Raw genomic sequence first — 25733 nt, 5'->3', positions numbered from 1 at the left:
AGTGATGTTGTAACGGTGGATGCTGGCAGCTATGGAAATTGAGCAGATTCTCGCCAAGGCATTGGCTGGTGGCGATATTACCCCGACTGAGGGTGTAGCGCTTTTGCAGCCGCAGGATCGAGCGGCCCTGGCGGCGATTCGCGACACGGCTGATACCCTGCGCCAGCGACAGGTGGGGGAGACCGTCACCTACGTAGTCAACCGCAATATCAATTTCACCAATATCTGTGAGCAGCACTGTAGCTTTTGCGCTTTTCGCCGTGATGCTGAGGATGAGGGGGCCTACTGGCTCGATGTAGCCCTCATGCTCGAAAAAACCACCGAGGCCGTTGCCGTGGGAGCCACCGAAATTTGTATGCAGGGCGGGTTGAACCCCGAGGCCAAAATCAACGGCCGCTCCCTGAACTACTACCTGAAGCTAGTGGACACCATCAAGGGCTCGTTCCCGGCTTTACACCTGCACGCATTCTCACCCCAGGAGGTGGAGTTCATCGCCCGCCAGGACGGAATGAGCTATCGCGAGGTGCTACTGGCCCTCATGGATGCTGGCGTGGGGTCACTGCCTGGGACGGCGGCCGAGGTGCTTGACGATGACGTGCGGCGGGTGCTGTGCCCTGAGAAAATTGACAGCGCCACCTGGCTGGAAATTATTGGGCTAGCCCACGAGGTAGGACTGCCCACCACCAGCACCATGCTCTCGGGCCACATTGAAACCCCGGTTCAGCAGATCACTCACCTGGAAAAGCTGCGCCAACTCCAGCGCCAGTCCCTAGGGGCAGGCTACTCGGCGGCGATGACTGAATTTATTGTGCTGCCTTTTGTGGGGCAGGAGGCTCCCAAACCCCTGCGTCGCCGAGTGGGGCGCGACCAGCCAGTGCTAGCCGATGCGCTGCTGCTGATGGCAGTGGCGCGCATTTATTTGGGCAACTGGATTGTCAACCATCAGCCTAGTTGGGTGAAACTGGGGCTGAGCGGTGCTGCCGAGGCGTTGACCTGGGGCTGCAACGACATCGGCGGCACCCTAATGGAAGAGCACATCACCACCATGGCCGGGGCCCAGGGGGGAACTTGTATGACCGTGGCAGAGCTGCGCGGGGCGATCGCCACCTGCAACCGCCCGGCCCGCCAGCGCGACACCCTCTACGGATTTGTCGATGGGTCTGGGGAAACGCTTTCGACCTCGGTGCCCGGGGGAAACACTGCCTCCGCCCGACAGTCGCGTAGCCAAAGCCTCACCGCCTGACCCACAATGCCGTCGCTGCTCTCCGGGGGGGGGGGGGGGGGGCGAGCGTTGGAGCCTAAGGAGCCACTGCTTGGATAGGGGCTTAGGCTAGAAAACAGCAGGGCCAGGTGCCAACCGTCCTGGGTGGAGGCGAGAAACAACCAGTGGTGATGTTGCAGGGATATCGGCCGTTCTTGCCAGTACTGCCGCTCTAGGGTGGTGAAAAACACCTGCTGCAAGTCTGCATCGGGTTCACGCTCGCTGGCAGCCCCAACGGGAGATAGCTGGGACAGATCTAGGGGAGTGAAGTCAGGGGCGCTGGCCACCAAGATGGTGGTCACAGGTTGGATGGGATTGGTGGATAGATCTAGGTTGCGGATTGACACCCGGTTGGCATAGCTGGGCAGATCGGCCAAAAGTTGAGTGGCGAGCACTTGGATGTCGCTTGGGCAGGGTTCGGTAGGTCGGAGATAGTTAGGCTCAGGCTCAGGCAGCTCTTGAGCTTGAAGATCTCTACCCAGCGCCAGCAGCAGTACGGTACCCGCAGCCAGAGCCGCTTGGCGGACTAGGGGGCGATCGCGGTAGAACATTCTTCGCAGATGCGCGCAAAGGCGGCGGCGGGATCGGGGGCGGCGGTAATCGGTCGGCCAATCACCAGGCAGGTGGCCCCAGCGTTGAAGGCTTGAACCGGGGTCATGGTGCGGCGCTGGTCTTGGCTGTCGGCCCAGGCGGGGCGTACCCCAGGGCACACCAAGACAAAATCAGCGGGCAAAAAGCGCCGCAGCTGGCTGGCCTCTTGGGGTGAACAGACCACACCTCTCAGGCCACTGTCTCTGGCGAGTAGAGCCATTTGCAGCACATAGCTATTCGAGTCAAGGGGAATTTTTAGCTCAACGGCTAGGGTTTGAGGGTCGATGCTGGTCAGTAAGGTAACAGCCAGCACCAGAGGTGGCTCTACGCCGACGGACTCAGCTCCGGCGATCGCCGCTTGTTGCGCTACCTCCATCGCGGTTTGGCCCGCCGCCGCGTGAATGGTCAGCAGATCGACTCCATAGCGCCCCGCTGCCGCACAGGCACCAGCCATGGTGTTGGGGATATCGTGAAACTTGAGGTCGAGAAAAATGCGCTTCTGCCGCGCCTTAAGTTCTTGAATCAGGCCCGGCCCGCTGCTGACAAACAACTCCAGACCCACCTTCCAAAAGCTCACCTCAGGGATTGCATCCACTAGATCCAAGGCGGCTGGGGCTGAGGACACGTCCAGGGGCACAATGATGCGTTGGTCAACGGTCATAGGCGGGGGGCCTGGGCTTAAGGGGCAAAGATTTAGACGGGGCGAACCAGCATTAAGGTTTGACCAAACTCCACGGGCTGGGCGTTTTCTACCAGAATCTCGACGATTTCGCCGCTGATCTCAGCCTCTAGCTCATTCATCAGCTTCATGGCTTCGATGATACACACGGTTTGACCGCTGCTGATGCGATCGCCCACTCCCACAAAGGCCGGTTCCTCCGGGGCAGGCGATCGGTAGAAGGTGCCCACCATGGGGGAATTGATGGACAGCAGATCGCTGCCCTTGCCTGGTGGGGTGGCAGGGGCGACAGGCAGCGATGCCGAAACCGGCTCGGCCATCGGCGGGTTGGGTGCTGTGTCCTCTAACGTCCGGGGAGCCATAGGGACCGGTGCAACGACTGAAACCATCGCCCCTGGCTTGCGCAGGGTCAGCTCAAAGTCTGAACTCTTGAGGGTGAGTTCAACGATGTCGCTCTGGCTCAGGGCGGTGACTAACTCTCTTAGATCGGTGACGCTTAGTTCCACGGCGTAAGTCTCATGCGGTCTTGTAAGGGGTAATGGGCCAGGCTTGGTCAGCGGCATGGGCCGCAGGCGTCAAAGAGCCAGGAAAAACTCTACTCGCGACCCAGGTAGGCGTCGGTACGGGTGTCTACTTTAATGCGCTCGCCGATGGAAATAAACAGCGGCACCATGACCTGAGCGCCGGTTTCGAGAATGGCGGGCTTGGTGCCCCCAGTGGCAGTGTCGCCCTTGACGCCGGGGTCGGTTTGGGTAACCTCAAGCACAATGGAGTTGGGCAGCTCAACTTCTAAGATTTGACCATTCCAGCTGACGACGCTGACGCTCATTTCTTCCTTGAGGTACTTCACCTGGGGGCCGATTTCGCCGGTGGTGAGACGAACTTCCTCGTAGGTTTCCATATCCATGAACACCAGGTCTTCGCCATCGCGGTAGGTGTGCTGCATGTCTCTCTTTTCGATCACCGCCTGGGGCACGGTTTCGCCAGCCCGAAAGGTTTTTTCAACGGTGTTGCCACCTTTGACGTTCTTGAGCTTAGTGCGCACGAAGGCAGACCCCTTGCCGGGTTTGACGTGGAGAAACTCGACTACGCGCCAGACGGAGCCGTCTAGCTCAATGGAGGTACCGGTGCGAAAATCGTTGCTGGAAATCATGGCGCTGGCTTCGGGGACAGTCGTGAAGTTTGGCAATTCATTTTACCCCCCTGCGGCCATTTCCCGCAGGATTTAGCCTTAACCAGCAAAGCTAGATCTTTGCTGGTTAAGGCTGGGTTAGGGGCTAGAGTTGCCGCTTGGGGGCCGCCAGAGTATGACAAGATTGTTAGGGGCGCAGTGCGCTACATGGTGAACGGCCGCCTGGGGCGGAGCAAGGAGTTATTGCTAAGGACATGTGTGCGATGAATCAACGGCAGAGTTTAGGCTGGGCCGCCCTGGCGCGGCTGGGATGTGGATTGGCCGTAGCGGTGGGGGTATGGCTAGGCTCCCTGTCCCCGGCCCTGGCATTGCCCGCCGGGCCGCTGGTAGCTTACCTGCCGCCGGGCAATGCCATTACTGACGGTCAGGCCCTGCTGCGCTACTCGTTGCCCATCGATAACCCTGACATTCGCACAGTGCAGGCCACCCTAGAGGGCCTGTCAGAGTGGCTGCGGAGCAAGCGCTGGGGGCCGATGGCCAAAGACCTGTCCAAGCTGGAGCGAGCGCTGATACGCGGTCGCGAAGCAATGCTGGCAGCCGTGCCCGACGGCAAGCGGGCAGCGGCAATTTCCTACCTTGACGATATTCAGGCCCAGCTGGTGCCCCTCAAGGAGGCGGTGGAGCTACGCGATCGCCCCACCGTGCAGGACAAGCGGTCGGCTATGCTCGACGACGTCAGCCGCATTGAAGAACTGATGGTGAAGGCCTTTCCCTTTGAGGTGCCGGAGGACTACAGCAACCTGCCCCAGCTCAAAGGGCGTGCCACGGTAGAGATCACCACTAACAAAGGCACCATGCAGGCGGTGATTGACGGCTACAGCGCTCCGGTGACCGGCGGCAACTTTGTGGATCTGGTGCAGCGGGGGTTCTACGACGGCATGGAGTTTACCCGAGCCGAAGACAACTACGTGCTGCAAACCGGCGACCCCGTTGGCCCTGAGGATGGCTTTATTGACCCCAAGACCAAGGCTTACCGAGCGATCCCGTTGGAAATCTTGGTGAAGGGGGACGACGCGCCGGTGTACGGCAACACCCTAGAGGAACTGGGCCGCTTTTTAGACGCGCCCGTGCTGCCCTTTTCGGCCTTTGGTACCTTGGGCATGGCCCGCCCCAACAACGACCCCAACGGCGCGTCATCGCAGTTTTTCTTCTTTTTGTTTGAGCCAGAGATGACCCCGGCGGGCCTCAACCTGCTCGACGGCCGCTACTCGGTGTTTGGCTACGTGGTGAAGAACAAAGAGGCGCTCGACCAGATGACCCAGGGCGATCGCATTGAGTCGATTCGGGTGGTGTCTGGGGCCGAGAACCTGGTGCAGCCGTCTTAGGGGTTTAGGGTTTAAGGTTTAAGGCCAAACCCTAAGCCCTCAACCCCGTTCCCTAGCTTTAATCCCTGTGGCAATGGACTGGGCTCACCATGGAAAATCCGCAAACCATTGCTGAATTAGGGGAGCTAGGGCTGTTGAAGCGGCTGTTTCGCTACTGCCCTGGGGATATGATTGGCGATGACGGGGCCGTGGTGGCCCTGCCCCCCGGTCGGCACCTAGTGGTGACCACCGATGTGCTGGTGGAGGGGGTGCATTTTAGCGATCGCACTACCCCTGCCGCGGCCGTGGGCTGGCGAGCCGTGGCCGCTAACCTGTCAGATTTGGCGGCGATGGGCGCAACCCCCGAAGGCATTACCGTGGGCCTGAGCTTGCCGGGGAACACCCCTCTGGCCTGGGTAGAGGGGCTTTACCAAGGAATGGCAGACTGCCTAAACCGCTGGGGTGGAGTCGTGCTTGGTGGTGATCTGTGCCGGGCCGACGCCGTCAGCGTAGCCATTACTGCCCTGGGCAGCGTTGACCCTCAGCGGGCGCTGTACCGCAGCAAGGCCCAGCCAGGGCAGGCGATTGTGGTGACGGGCTACCACGGTCTGTCGCGGGCGGGGCTAGAGCTATTGCTGCATCCCGATCGGGGAACTGAGGTGGCCCCGTCCGATCGCGGTCGCTGGATTGCAGCCCATCAGCAGCCCCAGCCTCGGCTAGACGCGATCGCCGCCCTCTGGCAGGTGCTGGGGGCAGACGCAGACGCCGGAGCGATCGCCGCCATGGACTCCAGCGATGGACTGGCCAACGCGGTGCTGCACCTGTGTCAGGCTAGCGGGGCTGGGGCCATCCTGCGAGAGAGCAATCTTCCCATCGATGGGGCGCTGGTCGATTGGGTGGGGCGATCGCAGGCCCTCGACTGGTGCCTCTACGGCGGCGAAGACTTTGAGCTGGTGCTGTGTCTGCCCATCCCCCAGGCCCAGGCTCTGCAAACTGCCCTGGGGGATGACTGTGCGATCGTGGGTGAGACAACGGTGGCAGCTGGAGTCGAGCTGTGGCCAGACGACCGGGCCGCCCCTGTTGTGCTCAGCTTTAACCAAGGGTTTCAGCACTTCGCCTAGCAGGCGACATCTAGGCCCAGCTAGGCGATCGCGTTTGACCTGCCCTGCCCTAAAAAATGTATTCAGAATGGTATGGCCCCAATGAGGTGGGGTTTAATGGAAAAACATCTGGCCCAGGGCCGGATCCGGCGTTCTGCATTTCTATACTTGCCTGTTCAACTATGACCCTATGACCGCCAATGATCTTGAAGACCTACGTCCCTTTTGCCGAGATGATGCCGCCTTTGAGCAGCTGAAGCAGGTGCTCAACCAGCGCGAGACCAGTCGCGAGCAGGGCTGGCTCGATGTGGCGCGACAGACTCACCGCACCCAGGCGCTTGAGGCACAGCGGCGGGCCGCGGAGGCCGCCAGTCAGGCCAAAAGCCGATTTCTGGCGATGATTAGCCACGAGCTGCGCACTCCGCTCAACTCGATCTTGGGACTGTCGGCGCTGTTGTCACGGCAGGTGGTGGGCGCGCTCAATCCGAAGCAGGCAGAATACCTGGACTATATTCATGGCAGCGGCGAGCACCTGCTGGCGATTATTAGCGATATTCTCGATCTGTCTAAGGTGGAATCGGGCCAGGAAAATTTGCGGCTGTCGCAGGTGTCGCTGCCGGAGATCTGCCAGGCTTGTCTGGCGATGATGCAGCCTCGCGCCGCTGAGAAAGGTTTGGCGCTGTCCCACCAGGTGACTATTTCAGGGCCAGCTACCTGTATTGCCGACGAGCGCCGCCTGCGGCAGATGCTGCTCAACCTACTGTCAAACGCGATTAAGTTTACAACCCAGGGTCAGGTTACCCTGACGGTGAGCCGCCGCGAGACCCTAGTCGAATTTAAGGTAGAGGATACGGGCATCGGTATCCCAACGGATCAGCTTGAGCAGATTTTTCAGCCCTTTACTCAGATCGATCGCGGCCTCGATCGGCAATACGAGGGTGCTGGTCTAGGGCTGGCGCTGACTCGACAGCTGGCCCAGCTCCACCGTGGACACCTGCGGGTGACGTCGGTGGTGGGGCAGGGCAGCTGTTTTGTTCTTTCTCTGCCGATGCATGGGCCAGAGGGTAATTCTGCGACCGATCTGCCGACCGTTAGGCCGGTGCCGATGGGGGCGGGCATCCATCGGCTGATAGTGATAGACAGCGATCTCGATCACCATCGGGCACTGGTGGCCTATGTAAGGGCCTGCGGATGGCAGGTCAACGGCTGTCGCAGCTGGAACGAGGTGCATCAGCAGCTCAAAGAGCACCTGCCCCAGCTGCTGATTGTGGGCGATCGCGAAGCCTGCAACCCAGCTTTAGAAAACCATTTGCAGCAGCTCAAGCCACCGCTGGTGTCTCAGCCGATCAAGGTGGTGATTTTGCGGCCACCGGATATGTCTGCTGGGTGCTCATCCATTGCCGATGCCTACATCGACCTGCCCTTGACGATTCCTAAGCTGGAGCGCATGCTCTCGCTTTAGCGGTGGGCTAGCGGTGTTCCCGCGCCTAGGCAGAGCCAGCTCGCGCTTAGGGGAGATGAGGTGCCACAGATTTGGGCGACCAGAATTCGATACACTAGGGGAGAAAATCCTGCCTAAAAGTTTTTTGAAACTTTCTCAAGGGGTTTGTAGGCGGCGCAGGCTAGCTACAAGCTAGATTTTGGGATTCGGTACAGCGGTACAACGGTCGATCGTCTTCGCGCTCGCCGGTTTCAAATGAGCTTCTGGCAACGGTGTACAGGACAATAGGTTTAGCTTCAGCTAGGTTCACTTCCCATGACTCCGGTTTTGCCCCAAGCGGTTTCCTCAGCCCCCGCCAGTGCCCCCGCAAAGACTCGCCAAACCACGCGCCAGTCGTATCCCAACTACAAAATCATCGTGCTCAACGATGATGTCAATACCTTTCAGCATGTGGCGGAGTGCTTAATGAAGTACATTCCTGGTATGGATGGCGATCGCGCCTGGGATCTCACTAACCAGGTGCACCACGATGGTCAGGCGGTGGTCTGGGTTGGCCCGCTTGAGCAGGCGGAGCTTTACCACACCCAGCTCACTCGCGCTGGCTTGACGATGGCCCCCCTCGAAAAAGCATAATCAGATAGACTTTCTTAAATCTTTCTTAAAACACCCCAATGACACAAGCCTCGGACGGTCGTCTAGTCTGGAACCACTCCACCCATTTGCCCGGGCTGATTCCCATCCTCGAACGGCTTTTAGAACAGCCCGGTATTGGCACCGTGACTCCGGGGGTAATTGCCAACGTCAGAGCCCACTCCCCCGAGCTGCGGGTGAAGGTGTCGGTGCCCATTCGCGGTGGGTTTAAGCTGATTGCCCGCAAAGGCAAGACGGTGCAGGAAGTCTTTGTGCTCACAGAACTGGAGAAGCTGGCGCTAGAGGGCGCGATCGCCAAGGCTGTCGAGGCCGCTCGGTGACCCTAGGGTCATCCCCGGCTTTAGTGCAGGAAGGCAAGGCGACGTTTGCGGTGGGGCAGGCATTTTATCGCCCTAAAAGCGCGATCGCCCGTGATTTGGCGGTGCTAGCGGCGACCGTCTATCGCCAGCGCCACGGCCATTTGCGAGTGCTAGATGCCATGACCGGCTGCGGTGTGCGGCCCCTGCGCTATCGATTGGAAGCCGAGGCCGACTGGGTCTGGGCCAACGAGGGCAATCCTGAGCTGGCGAAAGTTTTGGCTCAAAACCTGGCGACTCTGCCCGCCGATGCCTGCCGCATCACCCATCAGGATGCCAACCAGGTGTTCTTCGCCTGCTACCAGCAGCGCGACTTTTATGACCTGGTAGATATCGACAACTTCGGTAGCCCCGCCCCCTACGCCGGCACCGGGCTGTGGGCCACCCGCTTAGGGGGAATGTTGTATCTGACCAGCACCGATGGCCGCGCCACCAGCGGCCACGACCCAGAGCGCAGCTTGAGAACCTATGGAGCCTGCGCGCGATCGCACCCCGCCGCCCATGAGCAGGGCCTGCGGTTGATCATCGGCCATGTCGCCCAAACCGCAGCAGCGCGAGGGTTGGGCATAGAGCCAGTCTTTTCGCTGTTTACGGGCCAAGTGCATCGGGTGATGGTGCGCCTAGTCAGTAAGCCGACGCTGACGGAGGGCAACTATGGCTTTGTGGCTTACTGCCACCGTTGCGGCCACTTTCAAACCGCAGATTGGCGACACCTGGGCCGGGTAAATTGTCCCTGTGCAGAAGCTCTGCCTGTGGTGAGCGGGCCAATGTGGCTAGGGCCACTCCACGATGGGGAGATGCTAGCGGAGATGCAGGGTTTAGCAAACCGCTGGGGCTGGAGTTCTCAGGCCAAGCTTTTGGCCATTATGGCCCAAGAAATTGATCTGCCACCCTACTACTACCCCCTCGGGGAAATCGGGCGGCGGGGACAAATGGATATTCCGAACCGCGATCGTTTGATTGCGGCCTTGCAGGCCCAGGGTTACCAAGCGGCGATTCCGTCGATGGATTGGCAGGGGGTGAAGACCAACGCGGCGTTTCAGGATTGTGTGGCGATCGCTCAAACGATTCAACCGTAGGATTTAGGTCAGCAAAGTCTGTCTCAGTTTCCATTCCTGCAACCACCGCATCCTGTCCCATGCCCCCATGACAAGGTGTGGACAGCGTTAATTGATACCCCCATGATGGAACACCGATGGATTGGCCGGGCTGCGTCGATCGGGTTAGTCGCCCTGACTCTGGGCTGCGCTCAGCTCCAGGCCCAGCCTCCTACCGCCCCCGCACCGACTCCCTACGACAATTCGCGTTTAGACCAAGCCCCCACCGTGGATAGAGCATTGACCCAGGCCCATTTAGATTTTGGCTTTGCTCTGTTTGAGCAGTTGCGCCAAGCGACGCCCGATGAGAATGTGCTAGTGTCACCGACCAGTGTGGCTTTGGCTTTGGCTATGGCCTACAACGGCGCCGGCGGCGAAACTCAGGCGGCGATCGCCGCTACCCTCAAGCTCCATAGCCTAGACATCGAGCAGCTTAACGCGGGCAACCAGGCTCTAACTGAGTATTTGACGCAGCTCGACCCCGAAGTAGCCCTTGCCATCGCCAATTCCCTTTGGGTGAACGAAAGCCTGCCGGTGCGGCCCGACTATGTAGAGCGCATGCAGACGGCCTACGCCGCCGAAGTGGCGGCCCTCGACTTTAGCCAGCCCGCCGCCATCGATCGCATCAACGACTGGGTCAAGCAGCACACCCGCAATCGCATCCCCACCATTGTCGATCAGCTACCCCCAGACCAGCTTTTGGTGCTGGTCAACGCTGTCTATTTCAAAGGAGCCTGGAGCGAAGCCTTCGACCGCGCCCGCACGACGGAGCGCCCTTTTACCCTGACCAGCGGCGAAACTATCCAGCATCCGCTAATGGTTCAGCAGGGCGACTATTTATATGTAGAAACCGATCAGTTTCAGGCGGTGAGTCTACCCTACGGCAATGGCACGCTCAGCTTTGAAGTAATCTTGCCCGCCCCCGGCAACGACCTGGCTACCCTATCGGCGCAGCTTGCCCCCGAGACTTGGGAGAGCTGGATGGGGCAAATGCGATCGCGCCCCGGTGAAATTCAGCTGCCCAAATTTCAGTTTGAGTACGAAGCCGACCTGATCCCCGCCCTGCAAGCCTTGGGTATGGGCATTGCCTTTGAGGCAGGCCAGGCCGACTTCTCGGGTCTCACCGAGCTGGATGCGTTCATTAACCAGGTGCGTCACAAAACCTTTATTGAAGTCAACGAAGCAGGCACCGAAGCCGCCGCCAGCACCGCGATCGGCATCATGCCCACCTCTGTTGCTCTGCCACCCGATTCGCCCTTCGAGATGGTGGTCGATCGGCCCTTCTTAGCGGCAATTCGCGATCGCAACACAGGCACGCTGCTGTTTGTCGGAGCGATCGTCGATCCACGTTAGAGGGTGGATGGGTAGGCGGGTAGATGGGTAGGTGGATCAGCTTTACCCATCCACCCATCCACTCGCCTACTCCCCTACGCCCCTACTTCCCCTGTCGCTCCTCCAAAAGCCGCTGCCACTCAGCGTCAATCTTGTCCTTTTGAGCAATTTCCTGATCGGTTAGATCGCTCTCCGTGGTGTAGGCCAGGTTGTCGGTTCCCAACACCGTTTGGAGGGTGAGGGTCTGGGCAAAGGCCAGCTTTTCGCGCTGGTCGTCGGTGAGCTGGCTCAAGACTTCAGCCCGCCGCTCGCGCTCGGCATTGCGGGCGGCGATGCGGCTGTTTTGCTGCTGCACCCAAAAGTAACGCACTAGGGGCAGGCCCAAAAAGGCTGTCCCATAGCCCAACAGCAGCCAGTAGAGCGAGTTGACCAGGGCGACAACGCCGCCGAGTTCAGCAACCAAGCTTTGGTCTTGCAGCATGCTGCCTAGCACCAGTGCTCCAATCAGGTTGGCACTACCCAAAACAATGGCCCCCATAATCTGCCCAGAGGTGGCCTGGCTAAACTTGCGAGGCAGCTCTCGTAGAAATGGGGGTGGGTTGATGGTACGCTGCGCCTGAGCCGTCACCTGTAGCTCAGGGAACTGGTATACAATGCCGCCCTGGGGGCTGACCTGGGGCAGCCCGTTAAACCGGCTCAGCACCGGCACCATAAAGTCTTCGAGGTCACTGGCCCAGCCCTTGCCCAGGTCGCCCAAAAACGGAGTAATTTGCTCAGCCACCACAGCGCCACCGTTGGCCTGAATCACTTGGGCAACGCTCTGCCAGCGGCGGTCGTCGAGGTCAGCGTTGGGGTTGCCATCGCCAAACAAAAAGGAGAACACCGCCTCTAAAAAGTTCATCTCTGATTTGGTGCGGGGCCGACGACGGCGATCGCTCCTCGGGTCAAACATCCAAAAAATGTCTGGCCCCAGCCAAACCCGAGGCAAAAATATCATGCCGCCACCGCCACCGCCACTGTCGTTGTCGTCACGACCGGCACTGCTGGCTGCGATCGCGATAATTGTAATCGCCACCACAATCAGCACCAGCGACAAAATCAGCACGACTCCAAAGGAAACGCGGATCAGGTAAAGCAGCACCCGCCACGCTTTCTCCCAAGCCGACTGCCACCGCAGCCGCCAAGACTTGCTCCACAGCACCGCCTGAATGTTTTTGGGAAAGACGTAGGCGATCTCACCCGACTCGGCCACTTGGAGATGGGCCTGCACCTCAGAGGCCAGGGCCAATACCCCCTGTTGAGCCTCTAATAGAGGCAGACCAGCTTCAGCGGCCACATCCCCTACCGTGACTCGGTAGCCCAACCGCTCTACCGCTTGGGTAATTGTTTTTGTCTGCGCCATAAATAAACGAAACCCCTGGGTTCTAACGATCGCGCAACCACCAGTTGCATCTACAACCAGTATAGAAAGCGCGATCGCGAATCACAGGGGGAGTTAACCGAAAGGAAGAAGTGTAAAAGCAGACAGCAAGTGTGAATGCAAGAAAATTTGCTCTTCAAAGCCTCGTCGAGACTTTGCCATTGACACTCACACAACCTAATTACCCTTTACCTAATACCTGGTCGCGAATGGCGGCAATGTCGCCCAGCAGCTCTTGCCGGTTAGAGGCCTTGAGCAGGTAGCGGTAGAGAAACCAACCGCTGTAGATGAGCCCAATCAGTTCGAAGGTAGGGGCCAGCAGAGGAACGTCATTCACAGCTCCCAACAGAGCCAACACCAACTTCACGGCAATAAACGCCGCAACAATCAGGCCAACGGTGACAATCGGCCGCCGATAACGCTGGATAAACTCAGTCACATAGTCAGGGAGATTGCCCAACAGTGCAGAAATCTTTTCCCACACCTGCTTGATTTGTCGAGAGGCTTCGTCACCCAGAGCAGAGGCGCTAGAGTCTGAGTTGTCCACAATGACCGTAGGGCCTTCTGGTTCCGTAAACTCTGTATAAGTAGTGTCTGACTGAAAATCTGTGCTCATGGCTAATGATCCCAGGGGCTTGTTTAGCGGTAGAAGTCAAGATTACGAAACAAGAATACACCAATTCGCTTAACTTGCTTTGCATCTTAAAAAGAGTTATAAACCGAATCTCGCCGGTTTTCATGCTCCTAAGGGGGGAAGTCCCCTACCGCTCGATAACAGCCCCAGGGAGTATGGCATTACTCTCCCGACAAGCTCTCTAGCGAATCTAGATAGTTGTAAAGCCGTCGGCGGTCAACCACAAGATCAGGGTCGAACGACGACACGGAACGAGAATTGGAAGACTTTGACTTTGAAGGTGAAGGCCACCGAATGAAACTCTGCCCATCCTCACGGTCTGCCCGATATCGTCTGGCCATGTGTGCCCTCAAAATCAGCCTTAGTACTATAGCGAATCCCGTGTCTCCCAAAGGGTAAGGGGTAGACATAATCCAATTGCCAGGGTTGTTTGGGCAGCAGAGTCCTGGAGAGTCGCAAGTCAGGCCTACAGAGAATGCTTGGTCATCGACGGTAAATCCTCCCACACCTTGATGTTGGGCCTCGATACCTCAATATTGGCCTGTCAGCTCAACCGGCCAAGCAACTTAAGGGCGCTGTTGACGGGACAATAATTTACTAAGTCTTCTACCCAGCTACAGATAGCCGGTTCGGGTCGGCATCGTTAAGTTAAGTAACAACACACCGCTGGATTTTGAGCACAGCAACTTGTGCATTCGAGCGCAAGCCGTTGGGCTTTAACCCACAGGGGTTAGGTGTGGCAACTGCTCAACTGTAACGTAATTATCTAGAGGCACTTCCGATGGCTAATCCCCAAGACAAAACCACCTACGACGGTCAATTTAATCGTGAGTATGGTGAGTTCGGAACCAAGTTTGAATTTGGATCCAACCCCAGTGCTGAACTCTGGAACGGTCGTCTCGCCATGATCGGTTTCCTCGGCGCTTTGCTGGTTGAACTGACCACTGGCCAAGGGTTCTTCCACTGGCTGGGTCTGTTTTAAGCGAAACAGTTCTACCACACATTACCGCTCGAAAGACAAAGCTCAAAAGAGAACGTTATATTAACGTCCTCTTTTGAGCTTTAGCTCGTTCTGGTTGGCGAGAGATTGCTATACGACCAGTTCACTACTCTAATTCTCGCTATCAACGGTTTTCCCATGCCCTAAGCTAACCGACTAACGCTATAGGCTTAAACAGTTACCGCTGAAGGATTGTCGGCTGAGCGGTTAGCTACGGCCAGCTACAGCTTTTGACTAAAAAATGATAAGAAAGTTTGAACTCTCCACTCGTTCCCAGGTGAGAAGCCGAAGTTAAAAGTTATATAATCTATATCCTCAGCCTACATGGGGAGAGGTTAGGTTTCCTAGAGGCAAAACTGCACCTCCTTGCCAGGGCTGAAGATACCTTCGGTTTAGGAGCAGGTTGACCTTATCGAAACCATCTATGGCAATTTAAAGGGCCTCAAGCCCAGTCAGCTCAAGCAGCTACAGCGCCTCTACCACCAGCGACTGCCAGGGGATTGTGTGGTGACTCCTGAGTTTGCCCAGCGACTGGCAGCAGTGAGTACCGACATCGACAGCCCCCTGTGCGCTTACGTCAATCGTCGTGGCCAGGTGATTCGGGTAGGGGTAGGCACGCTGCGGCAGACTCAAATTCCCCCTTCAGAGCTGCCCCGCTATGGGGCCGAGCGCCTCAGCGGCATTCGCTGTATTGCCACCCAGTTTGAACCTGACCCACCTAGCGATGCCATTCTTACGACCATGGCCCTCCAGCGGCTAGATGTGCTGGCGGTGCTGGCGTTGACGGGCACTGGCTTTACCCGTCGCGGGGGGGGTGCTACTGGTTATATCCAGAGCACTTATCTAGCCCACCTGGTGCCCCACCCTGAGCAGCGCTGGCTGGTGTCGGCCCCCACCGACCTAGACGAGCTGGCCGCCCAAGATTTTCTCGCCCTGGCCGAAGGTCTAGAGGCCGAGTTTAGCCGCGCCTTTACCGCACTACAGGTGGAGGATGAGCGCGATCGCGTTTTAGTCGTCGGCCTGTTTACCAACAATCAAACCCCTGAGCACTTTGAGCAGCGGCTCGAAGAGCTAGAGCGCCTAGTTGACAGCGCAGGCGGCGAAGTGATGGAAACTATGTTTCAAAAGCGCCCTCGACCCCACCCTCAGACCGTGCTGGGGGCCGGTAAGGTGCAGGAGGTAGCCTTAGCGGCCCAGACCGTAGGGGCCAATTTGATCGTGTTTGATCGCGACCTCTCTCCCATGCAGGTGCGCAACCTGGAAGATATGGTGGGCCTGCGCGTGGTCGATCGCACCGAGCTGATTCTCGATATCTTTGCCCAGCGGGCCAAAAGCGGTGCCGGTAAGCTCCAGGTGGAGCTGGCCCAGCTTGAGTACCAAATGCCCCGGCTGAAGGGGCGCGGTCAGTCCCTGTCGCGGCAGGGGGGCGGCATTGGCACCCGAGGCCCAGGGGAAACGAAGCTAGAGACCGAGCGCCGAGCCATTCAGCGGCGCATTCAGCGGCTCCAGCAGGAGGTGAACCAGCTTCAGGCCCACCGCGCTCGCCTGCGCCACCGCCGTCAGGACGACAACCTGCCCTCGATCGCCGTAGTGGGCTACACCAACGCGGGCAAGTCAACTTTGGTCAACACACTGACCAATTCTGAGGTATACGCTGCTGACCAGCTGTTTGCCACCCTCGACCCTACCACCCGCCGTCTGGCAATCACCGACCCCGCCACCAACGAAACCACCCAGCTGGTGGTCACCGACACGGTGGGCTTTATTGAAGAGCTGCCCGCCTCGCTGATGGATGCCTTTCGCGCCACCCTCGAAGAGGTCACTGAGGCCGATGCCCTGCTCCATGTAGTAGATGTGTCGCACCCCGCCTGGCAAGACCAGATTCACTGGGTAATGCGCATTCTCAAGGATATGCCGATTGTGCCGGGGCCGATGCTGCTGGTGTTTAACAAGGCCGACCGAGTGAGTAGCGAAGAGCTGGCGATCGCCCAGGAGGAGTACCCCCAGGCTCTGTTTATCTCCGCCACCGAGCGGTTGGGACTGGAGACGCTGCGATCGCGCCTGCTACAACTGGTCGATTATGCCGTCACGGTATAACTCAAGGAAAATTAAGGGGAGGCCACTCTGGTTCAGGTTGCCTCTCAGCCCCTCACGTCGATCAAAGTGAGCCAGTTAGCAGGCCTACCCTAGAGCATCTACAGTGCCGAAGCAGTAGCGCTGGCTAGATGGCCAAGGACATGGGAAGCTGACAACGCCAAAAACTGGTGCATTATTTGGCTCGCCATCGCCACTCCAGAATTGCTATCTTCGGCTTGACCTAACCACCGTGGCGCTGGCGATATCACCAGGTCAATCGAGATCGTGCAGGGGAATGAGCCGGTGCCAAACCAAACTATCAAACGCAGCATTCGCCGCTACGAATCCGAACAAGACTGGTTTAAGCTGCTGTTTCGCGTTCGAGGGTCAGTGATACCGGCGGTCATGCCCCGAGTGCTGCTGTGCGCGGCCTTTGCTCTGGGCATTTTGCTGCTAAACAGCTGGGGCTGGCCGTTGGCGTCGCCTATTTTAGGGTCGCTGGTGCCTAGCCTCGTGCTAGGTCTGCTGCTGGTCTTTCGCACCAACACCTCCTACGAGCGGTTTTGGGAGGGGCGCAAGCTGTGGGGTAGCGTAGTCAACCTGACCCGCAACCTGGCTCGGCAAATGTGGGTAGCGATTGAAACGCCCCAGCCAGGAGATTACGAGGCCAAAACGGCAGTCGTGCGCCAGCTGCCCGCCTTTGCGATCGCCATGAAACTGCACCTGCGCGGCGAACCTCCCGATGCCGATCTGGCCGGCCTACTCGCCGCCGACCGATTCGCCAAACTGAGGCAGATGAACAACCCGCCGCTGGAGATCGCCTTTTGGGTAGCCGACTACCTGCAAACCCAGCAGGCCCGAGGCACCCTTAACAGTCATCAGCTCACCTACTGTCTAGAAACCCTAGACGATTTGGTGGATGCCCTAGGAGGGTGCGAACGCATTCTCAAGACGCCTATGCCGGTGGCCTACAGCATCCACCTGAAGCAGCTGCTGATGCTGTATTGCCTGGCGCTGCCCTTTCAAATGGTGGATTCGGTAGGCTGGGGCACGCCCCTATTGGTAGGGCTAATCAGCTTTGCCGTGTTTGGCATCGAAGAGATCGGCATCGAGATTGAAAACCCCTTTGGCCATGACCCTAACGATCTACCGCTCGACACTATCTGCCATACCATGCAGCAAAATATTGAGGATTTGATTTCGCTGGTGCCGGGGGTGGGGCGATCGCGAAGCGTCCCCTTTGGGGAACCGCCCCACCCCCCAGAATATGGTCAGGAGGTAGAGGAAAATGTGAACCGATTGCCAAGGGGATAAATTATTGCTACAGCCAGCGGTTCACAAAACCCAAATGAGTTAGTTAAGAGCTTTTCGTAGCACCATCAAACCATCCCTAATGGTAAATCTAGGTTCAAACGCTAGATACTGCTTAGCCCTAGTCACATCAGCTTGAGAATGTTGAATATCTCCCAAACGGGGCGAGTTAAAAGAGGTGCCTGCTGTCCATTCAGGAAAACAATTCCGTAATTCTTCTATTAGCTGCAATAAAGAAATAGCCTGCCCAGAACCTATATTGCAGGTTAAAGTAGTGCCAGAGGGTAGAGGAAGGGTCAATGCTTTAGCGAACGCAATGGCAACATCCTTAACGCAAATAAAATCCCTCGTTTGCGAGCCATCACCGTTGATAAAGATTGGCATTCCCTGACTCATAGCTTTGGCAAAGATTGAAATTACTCCTGAATAAGGGGACTTAGGATCTTGGCGTAATCCAAATACATTAAATAAGCGAAGGTTTACAGACGAAATTCCTAGATGCTTAGAAAATAATGTGATGTATTGCTCACTAGAAAGCTTTTGTAAGCCATAGGGAGAAATAGGCGTAGTCAACTCATTTTCTGATATAGGAACTTGGCATGGGTTGCCATAAACCGCTGCCGAGCTAGCAAAAACCAACCTCGGTATAGCTAGTTTCTGGCAGATCTGAATCATAGCAATAGTTCCTGAGACATTGTTCTCATGAGCAGCAACAGGTTGCTCCCAAGATTGAGTAACAGATGGAGTCGCAGCTAAATGAACCAAGCCGTCATAGGCACTACTGAGTTTTTCTAAATCACACGAAAAGGCGTTACTCTCTACAAATGTTAGCTGGTCTATAGATGTTGACTGAAAGTTTTCCATTAAATTTTGATATTTGCCTGTGGACAAATTATCAATAACAGTAACTCGATGCTCGGCAGCCAACAGTTCTTCAATAAGGTGAGAGCCAATAAAGCCAGCCCCGCCTGTGACTAAAAAATTCATGACTTAGAACCTGTTATAAAAATAAAATTATTCGATTTTATTTAGCTTGCTCAAGAAGTAAAATTTAAATCCTGAAAGACAGCCTAAAATTTCAGTCAGGATAGTATTGTATCGATATTTTCCTCGAGACCAGCCAAATATCAGAAGATAAGTAAAATAAACTGGTAGCAGTGCCAGACGAACCAGATTGCCCCAATGAGAATAGCGCTCAAAGCGAATTAATAATTCTGTAACATGCCCTCGCATATAGTAGAAAAGTTGGTGGTGGAGCCCGGCCATTTCCCGCCTGTGGGAATGGTGCACCACTGCCGTTGGGTCATAGCGGCACAATAATCCTGCTGCTAACACCCTATACCACATTTCAGAATCACCACTGCACCCCGCTGCCCCTACATCCAATCGCTCATCAAACATTCCTGTTATGGCAAACAGCGATCGCCGAAATGCCATATTTGCGCCCGCCCCAACCCGCCAAGCTGGCACTCCTACTAAGCGATATTTTTGAAAATAAGCTTGATCATAAATCAAGGGTTTGTAGCCCCGATTGAAGCTCCAATGCTTTTCAAACACATACTGCGATCGGGTGTCTAATTCTGCCGCGAAAACTAGCCCCGTCACTGCCATTACGCCAGGTTCTCGAAAGGCCCGTCGAAGTTGCAGTATCCAATCGGGATGAACTTTGACATCGTCATCGGTGTAGGCAATCAGCTCACTAGCACTGTGCTGCATGCCTGCATTACGGGCAAAATCCAAACCCGGTCGTGGCTCTAAAACATATTTAATTCCTGGTGTTTGCGCCACGATTTTTTGAGTTTTATCAGAACTCGGAGCATTATCTACTACTACAATTTCATCAGGAGGTTCTGATAAACACCGGAGCGATCGCAAACACTCCTGCACATAGTCAGGGCGATCGCGAGTACAAATAACTACCGAAATAGAGGTGGACTCTGGCGCTAGTCGTTGCTGGCGCCAGGCCAAAAACGGTGCTTCCCACTGTCGCAATACGTCATCAGCATCAAACACCGGTTGTGTAATGAGGTTAGTGATCTCCGGCAAGACCAGTTTGTGTTCTTGCAAATGGGCAGCAATTGCAGGTGCAATTATTCGCACAGCCTTTTGCTTTAGGTGCTTAGCCGATAGGGGTAGCTGCTGCCGCGTCAGCTCAACGTGACCTAAGGGAATTCTGTGCCACCAGAAGACAACATACCAGCTCAGATAAGGGGCATCTGGGTATAAGTCAGGGCTGTCCGACTCTAAAGCAATATGCAAAATCTTTTGGGGTACTAGGTTAGTCATGGTTGGCTAATAAAATCTCATGACTCGTTTAGAAAGTTGATAAACATAGTGCAAAGGCAGGTTCTTATAGGGCAAAAAACTCGCCTTTAGGGCTTGCCACACCTCTTGATCTTGCACTGCCTCTTGCATCAAATAGCGCTCTAACCATTGAAGAAAAGAGAGATGGGCTTCATTGCGCTTGTAAGGACTGTAACGTCCTTTTTCTTTCTCTAAGTGACAGGTTGAATCGGGATGCTGTCGATACCTATCTAAATGGGTATCCATTACGAAAACCGAATGCTTTAAGTAAACCTTTGAAAAGAAAGCTCGGTCTTCAAACAGTCCCCTGAATGATTCTTCAAAAAACCCGACCGTTTCAAAAATGCTGCGCCGAATTAGAACACCACAGGTTGCAGGAGCGTTAGCTTCGTTGCGAAGGAGACGGGAAAGCAAAAACGGTGGTTCATAAATTAAATTGGGTTGAACCCCAATCTCTCTTAGGCAATCGCGGTTTTGATCTGCGGGTTTTCTTGTCCAGCTATACCAGTATTGGGTTGGGCCAGCTACCATTCCAACATAAAGATATTGCTCCAATAGAGCGACCTGTCGCTCGAGCTTTTGGGGAAGCCAAACATCATCTGCATCTAAAAAGGCAACGAATTCTCCTTTAGCCTGAGTAATACCTAGATTTCGGGTTGCACTCATGCCTCTATTGCGATGTCCATCATGATCTAGGTAGCGAACTTTTTCGGGATATTTATGAGTATATTTTTGGGCAATAGCCGTACTATTATCTGTCGAACCATCGTCAACAAGTAGGAGTTCCCACTGGTCATAATTCTGAGCAAAAACACTTTCAACAGCTTCCTCAAAATAGAGTTCACCATTGAAAAATATAATAATAACAGTAACTAAAGGACTGCGACTCATGATGCAAAGTTCAAGTTCAGTATTGAGGATCAAAGAACGTCGTACAGGTTTTCAGCGAATAAGTTTTTGTTTTTAATAACCCAGGTCAGGCTCAGAATTAGTCTTCGAGTAAATTCATCCTGAAATATAAGAGTACTTTTCAAGAACATACTCAATTGGGTTTTCTATTACACTTATTTTCAATAATTTGCGAAGTCAGTGTGATTAACGTCTCAGTCGTCAAAGGATAAATAGCCTCTCCAAGAAGCTATCCTAACCATATTTCCAGATTTTTTTTGAATACTGAACTTGTCCAATTTTTTGCTTCAAGCCTAGGTAACTTAAGTTCCTCACTACCCTTCAAAACCTTAAGCTGTATGGTAGAGCAAGCCTGCTCAAATCCACACTTTTCAACTATGGAGACAGAAGTTTTGTCCAGATCTCCAAATGGATAAGCGAAACTTTTGACTGGATGCTTCAAAAGCTGCTCTAGAGTAATTTTACTGCTGTAGATTTCCTTGTGCTGAAACGTTAGGGAATGTGCAGGAAGTGAGGGGTGTGTTACGGTATGAGCACCAATCTCAACTAGCCCGTCTTGCTCTAGCTTAAATAACTCTTCAGTAGTTAGGGCACAATAGTCAGCTCGGGCTTGGGCAGAAGTAGTGGCCCAAGCCAAAATCTCATCCTGAAGGGTTTGCTGTTGATCAGCAGGTAGTTTTCTCAGGGCATCCCACACCGAATAGTAGAAAGCTAACCGCGAGTTGGGCAAACCTTCCCAAGCTTGGCGATCGCGATCGCCCTCAAAATCCTCAGCGGTGTAATTAGCAGCTTCTCCCAAGTGCCATAATTTAGGTCTACCGGCAATCGTCAGGTGAAGCGTTTCGGGCAAACGACCTGGTGTTAGCAACACGCGTTCTAACTCATCCCACCAAAATTCTCGAGTCGAGTTTAGGTGACCTGTAGTAACAAAAACCGTAGCGGGAATATTGTATTTCTCTAGTAACGGTTTGGCCTGGTGCAGGTTATCGGCATAGCCATCATCAAAGGTAATCACAACTGCTCGTCGCGGCACGTCGCCGTCTCGACGGGCCGCAGCCAACTCTTGCAGGCTCATGGGTTGCGCCTGCTGACGAATGATGGCCAGATGCTCGGCAAAATGCTGAGGGGTAACACTTAACCTCCAGGGATCAAGTTCTGGGCAGGCAATGCGGTGATACATTAAAATCACCGCTTGAGCCGAGTCTCGTTTTTGTAGCCAGGTACCTGCGTTCTGAATGGCACCCCAAACTCTAGTCATGGCGCGCTCGTAGGCTTTACCGCCCGAATGGTTATCAGCAGCTCATAGCTGCGATCGCGATAGTCTAACTCTTTTTTTGTTAGCTCGTGGAACGACAGCCCTTCCAAAAAGGCGATCGCCGCCAGCACATTGCCAAAGGCATCTACAGCGATATGGTCGGGGGGGAAAAACTCACCAAATAGTTTTTTGCAGGATGCGGTAGTAAAGGACCAGCACCAGTAGTCTTCCCACTCGTCTACGCTTTTGTGGCTGATACCTGGCACGGTCACTAGCACCACGCCGCCGGGTTTAAGAATGCGATAAATTGTATCGAGAGCGGCTCGAAAATCGTAGACCAGGTGCAGGGTTTGAGTGAGTACGAAACAGTCAAAACTATCGGAGGGAATCTGCTCGGCGTTGGTTAGATCTCCTACAAAGGTTGCGATCGGGTTGTTCGCAGTGACATGAAGGACATCTCGCTGGGTGACGCGATCGCCCCCAAATTTGCGTGTGTAGGCATCATCTCCAATTTCGAGCACCCGGCCTTGGATGTCGGCAGAGTGCTGGTTGAGGAAGTTTTCAATGTAGTAGCGATCGACCGGCAAACCTCGGTCGTAGCCAAAGTGGCGGCTAATTGGTGTAACCCGGCGCAAACTACCAAACCGAACGCGACCGGCATAGGGGCTACCCTGTAGGGCAGGCATGAACCACTGTTTCCACCAAGGGATAGGAGACTCGGTAGGATTAAGATCCGCCGCAGCTAATCCATCTTGCATTAGACAGCCCTCCAGAAATAGTGAACTCAAACGGGAAGAACACGCTGCACAGCTGTGGCTAGACTACCCAAGACTCGCTTGACTAAATACTCCGCCGGAAGCGTAATCTTAGCCAGCTGCGGATGACTGTAGGGCCATAGGGCCCGTTGATAGGCACGCATCAATAGTTGATCCTGAATATTCTCGGCAGCTAGATAATCTCCTAACCAGGTCAAAAATTTCAGGCGGGCTGCATTGAGCTTCAGAGGATGATACTCACCCTCACGAATAGCGACAGACGAGCTTGAGGCATCATGCTGACGATACTGATCCCAACAATCTTGTTCAACAAAAACCGGAGCTTTCAGGCAAACTTTAACAATGAACACCTGGTCTTCATACATATGCTGAATGGTTTCATCAAACCCCCCAATGGTGTCGACTAGAGTACGCCGTACCAATAGACCGCAGGTACAGGGTACAACCCCCCCTTTCCTGAGGTAAAGGGTCATTAAATGAGGCGGTTGAACCAGAGAGTTGGCTTGCAGCCCGAGAGCAGCGATGCGATCGCGCCGTCGATCGCCGTCCTGCCCCGTCCAACCGTACCAGTATAGGGTCGGCCCATAAATCATCCCGGCCTCTGAGTGAGTTTCTAAAATAGCGACCTGTTTTTCAAGCTTTTGCGGCAAGAAAATGTCGTCCGCGTCTAGCAGCGCAATATAGTCTCCCTGAGACTGCTGAATGCCCAAATTACGAGAGGTGCTTTTGCCCCAATTCTGATGGCCCTCGTGGTCTAAGTAGCGAATTTTACCAGGGTACTGAGCCGCATAGCGCTGGGCAATCGCAGTGCTGCTATCGGTAGAGCCATCATCCACCAGCATCAGTTCCCAATGCCCGTAGGTTTGGGCAATGACGCTCTCAATCATTTCCTCAAAAAAAGCCTCGGCATTGAGAAATGGGGTAATGATAGAAACTAATGGCGGTGGAGTCATTTCTGTAATAGAGGTTGCGCGAAAGCCGGCAACCTATTTCTAAAGAGCGCTAGCAGGCGATAAACACTAGATAAAACGTAGGTATTGATCATGGCAAGACGAGGATGATGGCACTGCCACAGCTCTCGTTGAAACACCCGAAGGACTTCAGTTTCTAGGGAAGGTTGAGTCGTTAGATAATGTTCTAGCCAGACTAAAAACGGTTGACGAGTTTTAAAGTACGAGGCTTTTTCGTTAGCAGTACTACAACTCTGAGGATGCTGACGGTACCTTGACCAACACTGGTCAGCGATGTACACAGGCTGACTGAGAGCAATCTTTGAGAAAAATACTTGATCTTCATACATACTACGAAATATTTCTTCAAATAAACCGACTTGATCAAACACGTCACGCCGCATTAGTGCATTAGAAGGAGTAGGTGTTTGATGCTTGTTTTTAAGCAACTGCTTAAATAATAGAGGGGGTTGAACTAGGCTGTTAGAGCACACGCCTAAATCATAAAAATAGTCTTTATTTTTATCACCGGCAAGCGCAGACCAACTGTGCCAAATTTGCGCTCGACCATATACCATTCCAGCTTCTGGATAGCGATTGAATAGCTCAGTCTGCTGCTCTAGCTTATGGGGCAACCAAATGTCGTCTGCGTCTAAAAAACCAATATAATCGCCTTTAGCATGGTAAATTCCTAAATTTCGAGTAGCACTCATGCCTCGATTTTGATGTCCCTCATGCTCTAAATAGCGCACCTGTTCTGGATATTGCTGAGCATAGAGTTTGGCTATTGCCGTACTGCCATCGGTGGAGCCATCATCCACAAGTATAAGTTCCCAAGCTTTATAGGTTTGGGCAAAAACACTGGCGATCGCCTCTTCTAAAAATGCCTCGCCATTGAAAAAAATAATAACTACAGAAACCAGGTTGTTATTTTTCATGGCTGCCCGTAGACATAGAATTTGGTAAAGAGTAGGAAACAGATGCTGGCATGGAACTACTCACCGGATAACCCGAAAACTTAAGCCAGCCAACAGATCTTTCCCAGGCTTCCGGCAGGGAAACAACTGGCTCGTAGCCCAAAAGATTATGAGCTTTAGTCTGAGAAAGTTTGTATTGACACTGGTACAGTAAAGCCATTTCCAAACTAGTAGTGGACCCCAAAGAACTTGATTGAATTGTTGGCAACTGCCATGGGGAAGGTGGTTCTGATTGGGATAGACTGGTTAGCGCGGCCCGAGCAGCCTTTCGCCACTTGTCGGAAAACAATGATAGAAAGGCAATGGATGGTTTAGACGCCAGAATATTTTCGATTTGATCGATTGGTAAAGATTTTTTGGGGATATATTGGGCGCCAGGAATTTTCTCTAATTCAAATCCTAACGACTTTGCGATAGGTAAGTAGAGATCAAACCAAGTTATTTGTTCTCGATCGCCAACTAAAAACACCTCTCTATCAGCCTTCGCCGCCGTTATACAGAGCTGGATAGCGTGAACTAAATTATCAACATAGATACTGTTACAAATACCTTGCCCTCCATCTAATAGGTAAGCAGTACCATTGAGTAAACTATCGGCAAAGCTTGTCAACCAATAAGAGCGTGGCCCAAATACGATGCCGGGTCGAAGCATAACCAGCTCAACCGAACCGCGATCGCGCAGTTGTCTCAGTTTGCGCTCGGCCTGGACTTTCGTGTTGTTGTACTCAATCGGTTGGCGATCGCTTAAAGGCGAAGTTTCATCGGTTCCGGGTGCAGGAGCTTGGCCATGCACCGAGGCGCTGCTGAGGTAAATAAGGCGGCGCACCCCTGCCTGTTCAGCCGCTCGATAAACTGGCGCTAGTGTACCTAAGATGGTGCGGCGATCGCCTGCGATCGAGTGAACTGCCACATCACAACCTTGAAACGCTCTGCTTAAACCCTCTTCATCAAATCCGTCAGCAACACGGCAATCTAAATCAAATTTGGAGAGGCGCGCCAAAGAATGCACATTCCGCACAATAGGTCGTACCGCAGCGCCTCCCCCCAGGTGCAGCATTTCAACGGCACGACTGCCAATAAATCCATTAGCTCCCAAAATGGCAACGTTTGACATTAG

Annotated in this window: 25 protein-coding genes; 11 read left to right on the top strand and 14 right to left on the bottom strand. The window is 54.5% G+C overall.

Annotated features, from left to right (window positions below):
* The first annotated feature begins 31 nt into the window (after positions 1-31).
* Positions 32-1243: a 7,8-didemethyl-8-hydroxy-5-deazariboflavin synthase subunit CofH gene (gene cofH / locus H6F57_RS11625; RefSeq protein ID WP_206753716.1), complete on the top strand. Its 1212-nt coding sequence runs from the start codon at positions 32-34 to the stop codon at positions 1241-1243.
* On the opposite strand, the gene H6F57_RS11620 is transcribed toward cofH, so the two are convergent.
* From H6F57_RS11620 to efp, 4 genes are all read right to left on the bottom strand, one after another.
* Positions 1141-1812, bottom strand: coding sequence for a hypothetical protein (locus tag H6F57_RS11620; RefSeq protein ID WP_190795005.1), 672 nt, complete (start codon positions 1810-1812; stop codon positions 1141-1143). The genes cofH and H6F57_RS11620 overlap by 103 nt on opposite strands.
* Positions 1788-2513, bottom strand: coding sequence for an orotidine-5'-phosphate decarboxylase (pyrF, locus tag H6F57_RS11615; protein WP_190629790.1), 726 nt, complete (start codon positions 2511-2513; stop codon positions 1788-1790). The genes H6F57_RS11620 and pyrF overlap by 25 nt, the downstream gene beginning before the upstream one ends.
* Positions 2514-2545: 32 nt before the next feature.
* Positions 2546-3037 carry an acetyl-CoA carboxylase biotin carboxyl carrier protein gene (gene accB / locus H6F57_RS11610; protein ID WP_190629792.1) on the bottom strand — a complete coding sequence of 164 codons (492 nt, stop codon included), beginning with the start codon at positions 3035-3037 and terminating at the stop codon, positions 2546-2548.
* 89 nt (positions 3038-3126) lie between these two features.
* Positions 3127-3684 carry an elongation factor P gene (efp, locus tag H6F57_RS11605; protein ID WP_073608364.1) on the bottom strand — a complete coding sequence of 186 codons (558 nt, stop codon included), beginning with the start codon at positions 3682-3684 and terminating at the stop codon, positions 3127-3129.
* Between the two features lie 242 nt (positions 3685-3926).
* On the opposite strand from efp, the gene H6F57_RS11600 reads away from it, so the two are divergent.
* From H6F57_RS11600 to H6F57_RS11570, 7 genes are all read left to right on the top strand, one after another.
* Positions 3927-5048 carry a peptidylprolyl isomerase gene (locus tag H6F57_RS11600; RefSeq protein WP_190629794.1) on the top strand — a complete coding sequence of 374 codons (1122 nt, stop codon included), beginning with the start codon at positions 3927-3929 and terminating at the stop codon, positions 5046-5048.
* A gap of 89 nt (positions 5049-5137) precedes the next feature.
* Positions 5138-6148, top strand: coding sequence for a thiamine-phosphate kinase (gene thiL / locus H6F57_RS11595; RefSeq protein ID WP_190629796.1), 1011 nt, complete (start codon positions 5138-5140; stop codon positions 6146-6148).
* A gap of 169 nt (positions 6149-6317) precedes the next feature.
* Positions 6318-7589: an ATP-binding protein gene (locus tag H6F57_RS11590; protein ID WP_190629797.1), complete on the top strand. Its 1272-nt coding sequence runs from the start codon at positions 6318-6320 to the stop codon at positions 7587-7589.
* 294 nt (positions 7590-7883) lie between these two features.
* Entirely contained in the window at positions 7884-8201 is a 318-nt protein-coding gene (gene clpS, locus H6F57_RS11585; RefSeq protein WP_073608360.1) for an ATP-dependent Clp protease adapter ClpS, read from the top strand.
* A gap of 38 nt (positions 8202-8239) precedes the next feature.
* Complete coding sequence (locus H6F57_RS11580; protein WP_190629799.1) at positions 8240-8539, top strand: DUF2103 domain-containing protein; 300 nt, start codon at positions 8240-8242, stop codon at positions 8537-8539.
* Positions 8536-9654, top strand: coding sequence for a tRNA (guanine-N1)-methyltransferase (locus H6F57_RS11575; protein WP_190629800.1), 1119 nt, complete (start codon positions 8536-8538; stop codon positions 9652-9654). Before H6F57_RS11580 ends, H6F57_RS11575 begins: the two co-directional genes overlap by 4 nt.
* Positions 9655-9756: 102 nt before the next feature.
* Positions 9757-11025 carry a serpin family protein gene (locus H6F57_RS11570; RefSeq protein ID WP_199289881.1) on the top strand — a complete coding sequence of 423 codons (1269 nt, stop codon included), beginning with the start codon at positions 9757-9759 and terminating at the stop codon, positions 11023-11025.
* An 82-nt stretch (positions 11026-11107) separates the two neighbouring features.
* Here the strand turns inward: H6F57_RS11570 and H6F57_RS11565 are convergent, their stop codons facing one another.
* Both H6F57_RS11565 and H6F57_RS11560 read right to left on the bottom strand, forming a co-directional pair.
* Positions 11108-12406, bottom strand: a complete 1299-nt coding sequence (locus H6F57_RS11565) for a hypothetical protein (protein WP_190629802.1) — start codon at positions 12404-12406, stop codon at positions 11108-11110.
* A gap of 199 nt (positions 12407-12605) precedes the next feature.
* Entirely contained in the window at positions 12606-13040 is a 435-nt protein-coding gene (locus H6F57_RS11560; RefSeq protein ID WP_190629804.1) for a CAAD domain-containing protein, read from the bottom strand.
* 799 nt (positions 13041-13839) lie between these two features.
* On the opposite strand from H6F57_RS11560, the gene H6F57_RS11555 reads away from it, so the two are divergent.
* The 3 genes from H6F57_RS11555 (at position 13840) to H6F57_RS11545 (ending at position 17448) form a co-directional block, all read left to right on the top strand.
* Positions 13840-14040 (top strand): chlorophyll a/b-binding protein, encoded by a 201-nt coding sequence (locus tag H6F57_RS11555; protein ID WP_190629805.1) that lies wholly within the window; start codon positions 13840-13842, stop codon positions 14038-14040.
* A gap of 429 nt (positions 14041-14469) precedes the next feature.
* Positions 14470-16155: a GTPase HflX gene (gene hflX, locus H6F57_RS11550; RefSeq protein ID WP_190629953.1), complete on the top strand. Its 1686-nt coding sequence runs from the start codon at positions 14470-14472 to the stop codon at positions 16153-16155.
* Positions 16156-16437: 282 nt separating this feature from the next.
* Positions 16438-17448, top strand: a complete 1011-nt coding sequence (locus H6F57_RS11545; protein ID WP_190629807.1) for a bestrophin family ion channel — start codon at positions 16438-16440, stop codon at positions 17446-17448.
* A 39-nt stretch (positions 17449-17487) separates the two neighbouring features.
* Here the strand turns inward: H6F57_RS11545 and H6F57_RS11540 are convergent, their stop codons facing one another.
* The 8 genes from H6F57_RS11540 to H6F57_RS11505 all read right to left on the bottom strand — a co-directional run bounded on the left by H6F57_RS11540 (position 17488) and on the right by H6F57_RS11505 (position 25730).
* Entirely contained in the window at positions 17488-18432 is a 945-nt protein-coding gene (locus H6F57_RS11540) for an NAD-dependent epimerase/dehydratase family protein (protein ID WP_190629809.1), read from the bottom strand.
* Between the two features lie 27 nt (positions 18433-18459).
* Positions 18460-19731, bottom strand: a complete 1272-nt coding sequence (locus H6F57_RS11535) for a glycosyltransferase (protein ID WP_190629811.1) — start codon at positions 19729-19731, stop codon at positions 18460-18462.
* 6 nt (positions 19732-19737) lie between these two features.
* Positions 19738-20673 (bottom strand): glycosyltransferase family 2 protein, encoded by a 936-nt coding sequence (locus H6F57_RS11530; RefSeq protein ID WP_190629813.1) that lies wholly within the window; start codon positions 20671-20673, stop codon positions 19738-19740.
* Positions 20674-20887: 214 nt separating this feature from the next.
* Positions 20888-21838, bottom strand: a complete 951-nt coding sequence (locus H6F57_RS11525) for a polysaccharide deacetylase family protein (RefSeq protein WP_199289882.1) — start codon at positions 21836-21838, stop codon at positions 20888-20890.
* A gap of 74 nt (positions 21839-21912) precedes the next feature.
* On the bottom strand, positions 21913-22671 hold the full coding sequence (locus tag H6F57_RS11520) for a methyltransferase domain-containing protein (protein ID WP_199289883.1): 759 nt from the start codon (positions 22669-22671) through the stop codon (positions 21913-21915).
* A gap of 26 nt (positions 22672-22697) precedes the next feature.
* Positions 22698-23642, bottom strand: a complete 945-nt coding sequence (locus H6F57_RS11515) for a glycosyltransferase family A protein (protein WP_190629815.1) — start codon at positions 23640-23642, stop codon at positions 22698-22700.
* Complete coding sequence (locus H6F57_RS11510; protein ID WP_190629817.1) at positions 23639-24577, bottom strand: glycosyltransferase family A protein; 939 nt, start codon at positions 24575-24577, stop codon at positions 23639-23641. Before H6F57_RS11510 ends, H6F57_RS11515 begins: the two co-directional genes overlap by 4 nt.
* Positions 24567-25730: an NAD(P)-dependent oxidoreductase gene (locus tag H6F57_RS11505; protein WP_190629819.1), complete on the bottom strand. Its 1164-nt coding sequence runs from the start codon at positions 25728-25730 to the stop codon at positions 24567-24569. Before H6F57_RS11505 ends, H6F57_RS11510 begins: the two co-directional genes overlap by 11 nt.
* Positions 25731-25733: the final 3 nt, after the last annotated feature.

The sequence above is a fragment of the Leptolyngbya sp. FACHB-60 genome, assembly GCF_014695775.1.
Taxonomy (GTDB): Bacteria; Cyanobacteriota; Cyanobacteriia; order Phormidesmidales; family Phormidesmidaceae; genus Nodosilinea.
This window is presented reverse-complemented; position numbering and strand designations above follow the sequence as displayed.

Excerpts from the sequence above, each read along its gene's own strand:
- cofH (WP_206753716.1), top strand. The coding sequence starts at position 32 with ATGGAAATTGAGCAGATTCTCGCCAAGGCATTGGCTGGTGGCGATATT.
- H6F57_RS11620 (WP_190795005.1), bottom strand. The coding sequence starts at position 1,812 with ATGTTCTACCGCGATCGCCCCCTAGTCCGCCAAGCGGCTCTGGCTGCG.
- pyrF (WP_190629790.1), bottom strand. The coding sequence starts at position 2,513 with ATGACCGTTGACCAACGCATCATTGTGCCCCTGGACGTGTCCTCAGCC.
- efp (WP_073608364.1), bottom strand. The coding sequence starts at position 3,684 with ATGATTTCCAGCAACGATTTTCGCACCGGTACCTCCATTGAGCTAGAC.
- H6F57_RS11600 (WP_190629794.1), top strand. The coding sequence starts at position 3,927 with ATGAATCAACGGCAGAGTTTAGGCTGGGCCGCCCTGGCGCGGCTGGGA.
- thiL (WP_190629796.1), top strand. The coding sequence starts at position 5,138 with ATGGAAAATCCGCAAACCATTGCTGAATTAGGGGAGCTAGGGCTGTTG.
- H6F57_RS11590 (WP_190629797.1), top strand. The coding sequence starts at position 6,318 with ATGACCGCCAATGATCTTGAAGACCTACGTCCCTTTTGCCGAGATGAT.
- clpS (WP_073608360.1), top strand. The coding sequence starts at position 7,884 with ATGACTCCGGTTTTGCCCCAAGCGGTTTCCTCAGCCCCCGCCAGTGCC.
- H6F57_RS11580 (WP_190629799.1), top strand. The coding sequence starts at position 8,240 with ATGACACAAGCCTCGGACGGTCGTCTAGTCTGGAACCACTCCACCCAT.
- H6F57_RS11570 (WP_199289881.1), top strand. The coding sequence starts at position 9,757 with ATGATGGAACACCGATGGATTGGCCGGGCTGCGTCGATCGGGTTAGTC.
- H6F57_RS11565 (WP_190629802.1), bottom strand. The coding sequence starts at position 12,406 with ATGGCGCAGACAAAAACAATTACCCAAGCGGTAGAGCGGTTGGGCTAC.
- H6F57_RS11560 (WP_190629804.1), bottom strand. The coding sequence starts at position 13,040 with ATGAGCACAGATTTTCAGTCAGACACTACTTATACAGAGTTTACGGAA.
- H6F57_RS11555 (WP_190629805.1), top strand. The coding sequence starts at position 13,840 with ATGGCTAATCCCCAAGACAAAACCACCTACGACGGTCAATTTAATCGT.
- H6F57_RS11540 (WP_190629809.1), bottom strand. The coding sequence starts at position 18,432 with ATGAATTTTTTAGTCACAGGCGGGGCTGGCTTTATTGGCTCTCACCTT.
- H6F57_RS11535 (WP_190629811.1), bottom strand. The coding sequence starts at position 19,731 with ATGACTAACCTAGTACCCCAAAAGATTTTGCATATTGCTTTAGAGTCG.
- H6F57_RS11525 (WP_199289882.1), bottom strand. The coding sequence starts at position 21,838 with ATGTATCACCGCATTGCCTGCCCAGAACTTGATCCCTGGAGGTTAAGT.
- H6F57_RS11520 (WP_199289883.1), bottom strand. The coding sequence starts at position 22,671 with ATGCAAGATGGATTAGCTGCGGCGGATCTTAATCCTACCGAGTCTCCT.
- H6F57_RS11515 (WP_190629815.1), bottom strand. The coding sequence starts at position 23,642 with ATGACTCCACCGCCATTAGTTTCTATCATTACCCCATTTCTCAATGCC.
- H6F57_RS11510 (WP_190629817.1), bottom strand. The coding sequence starts at position 24,577 with ATGAAAAATAACAACCTGGTTTCTGTAGTTATTATTTTTTTCAATGGC.
- H6F57_RS11505 (WP_190629819.1), bottom strand. The coding sequence starts at position 25,730 with ATGTCAAACGTTGCCATTTTGGGAGCTAATGGATTTATTGGCAGTCGT.